This window comes from Cupriavidus sp. GW821-FHT07C08 (assembly GCF_059419025.1).
In genome coordinates this window covers 1-2,599 of sequence record NZ_JBWKQZ010000069.1, presented here as the reverse complement: position 1 = coordinate 2,599, position 2,599 = coordinate 1, and the positions used below count along the sequence as shown (strand labels likewise).

1 pseudogene is annotated in these 2,599 nt (G+C 57.3%); it reads right to left on the bottom strand.

What is annotated here, in order from left to right:
• Positions 1 to 864: 864 nt before the first annotated feature.
• Positions 865 to 1,713 (bottom strand): annotated as a pseudogene (locus tag AC07UK_RS38680) (reverse transcriptase N-terminal domain-containing protein); the annotation flags it as partial.
• Positions 1,714 to 2,599: the final 886 nt, after the last annotated feature.

Sequence of the window (2,599 nt, the reverse complement as noted above, 5' to 3'; positions counted from 1 at the left end):
CGCACTTCAGGGCATCTTCAGCCGCAACATTCCAACATTCAACTGTGAGAGGTGCATTATGAAATCACCGTCGGGATACCGAGCGGGCGCACACCGCCATCCGATTTGGGAATTTCCACACGCCGAACCGCTGGCGGCATATAGCTGCCGGAGGCCAGCCTGTTCCACAGCTTGTAGAGATTGTCTGAGACACTCTCCTCAAACTCGGTCAGCGTCTGTCCGTCAACTCCTGCCGCCCCGCGATTTGCTTTGACTCGTTTATAGGCTTCCCATACTTGGCGTTTGCCTATGGGAAGCGGCTTTGCCGGTTTCGTTGCAGTCCTCCCGTCAGCGTCCCCGCCTCTGGTTGCTGCCACGTCGTCAGCACAATGGGGCAAGCCCTTCGCTCCGGATCCACTACGACCCTTCATCGCTACTACGGCTTGCTCCGCCCCTGTACCCCGCATTGGTACTCTGGCGCTCATGGGGCCTCCACTTGCGCTTCTCCCTTAACATCGGGGTGACAGGTTCCCACGTTCCCCACAAGAGCCTGGATCGACTTCACGCCGCTTTCATGCCGGATGCCGCGCAGGCAGTAAGCAGGTCGCCCCCTGCGCTTATCCCATGGGAACGACTCCACCATGGTTTCGACATCGTCTATACGCTTTCGACACATCGTCAACGGTTCACTTTCGTTCGTCTCTTCGATCCTTACCTGATCGGATCAAGCCCGACCTTTTCCCATCTCGCTCACCACCACGTCTCTTTAACGCAGCAGCAGTGGGTGGTTTGGTGCCTGCGCCTGTACGCCGACACCGAGGGGCCTTCCCTCATCTCTCATGCAGCATGGCGTTTCGAGGATTTCCCCTCGTTACGCCTTCGTGGCACACAGTCGTCCGCATAGCGCACAACATTTACTTTGAGCTTCTTTGTTTTGGCGACGCCCAGCCTAGTTCGGAAGAACTCCTCCAGTTGTCGTTCCAATCCATTCAGTGCCACATTTGCCAGAGTCGGGGAAATGATGCCCCCCTGTGGTGTTCCAGCGTCGGTCGCCTGAAACTGGCCCTGAAATACCACGCCAGCCTTCAACCACTTCCGAAGGATCGCCTTGTCCATGGGGACATTGCGCTCCAGCCAGTCGTGACTGATATGGTCAAAGCACCCCTTGATATCCGCCTCCAGCACCCATTGGGCCGAAGCCTTTTGGGATAGTGAGACAAATAGCTGGGACATGGCATCCGCTGTAGATCGATTAATCCGGAACCCATAAGAGTTCGGATCGCTCGTCCCTTCGGACACCGGTTCCAGCGCCAGCAGATACAGCGCTTGCATGGCTCGTTCGTGTAGGGTCGGAATGCCCAAAGGGCGTTTCTTCCCATTCGACTTGGGGATGTAGACCCTCCGTAAAGGCAGTGGCCTGTACCCCCGACGCTTCAACCTCCCGATGGCTTCCCACCGGGCTTCAGACGTTTCCCACTTTACGCGATCGACTCCCGCCGTCCGCGCACCTTGGTTCATCGCCACTCGCCGCACCGCCGATGCCTTGGCGGACCACGAGCGGGTCAGGGACCTCTGCAAGGCTTTCACCCTACGCCAATCCCCTTCCTGTGTTGCCTTCGCAATTCGAATCTGCATTACCCGAACGTTCCGGTCGACGCGGCGCCAATCAATGTCGCCCCATCTTCCCGGTACGCCGGAAGGCGCAGATTCATCCTTGCGGATCAATGCTTCCATGCTGCCCTCCTATCTTGAGGATCTTCCCCAACATCGAGAGACAACATGCCCCTTGCGGGACAGGTTGTCCCCCAAGGGAAGAAAAATTAAACAAGCGAGTTCAGTCAGCCGTCTTGCGACGAGAAGACCAGTTGGAAGTCTGCCCGCTTTCGCGTGGGATGATGTTTCAACCCCTATCCGAACCATTACAGCCCGGCATTCGCTTTTTCCAACCTCCCATACCCGCACAGCCAACAGCGTTCCTTACGGTTCGCCTGCCTGAGTCGTACAGCACTCCGGCAGCCATACGGGCTTACCACGTTCCCCACGCGTTACAAGACTGGGTTAGGACCTGCCTCTTCGCCGATGGTCTATTGACGACGTATCCCGAGCTTCCAGCGGGATAACCGACCACATACCATTTTGGTTAGTGCCACTTAGTAGCGTAAGCACCGTGCTAGTCACGACGTTTATCAGCAGTTCACATACGTTGCCCTTACCAGTCAGCCTAGCTCCTCGACCGATGCTACTTCGGTCTGCTACCCACGGACCTCACGGTCCCTGAGCACCCTTGCGGGACGACGGCGCTCTCTTGCGAGCGCGGACCACCGTCCCAAGGAACATTCAGATCCAGTCGGATCGGTTCAAAAAGCTATGTGGCGATTGCGGAACAAATATGCCGTCACGCGCTCACCAACCCCTTCGGAAAAGGAGTACAGAGAACTCGCCCAAAGGCGAGAGTCCCCGCCCTTGGGCAATGGCTGGAAATCTATCCAGCAAAAGCAAGCTGCAAGTCGGCCATTGTTCCGGCTTCCTCACAACATATGGATTAGCCCGGCCTCGCGGCTAGGTTCATCAAAGCAAGTCATGGTCGAGATGGGATGGTTCGGGCCGAGGCCCTGCCCTT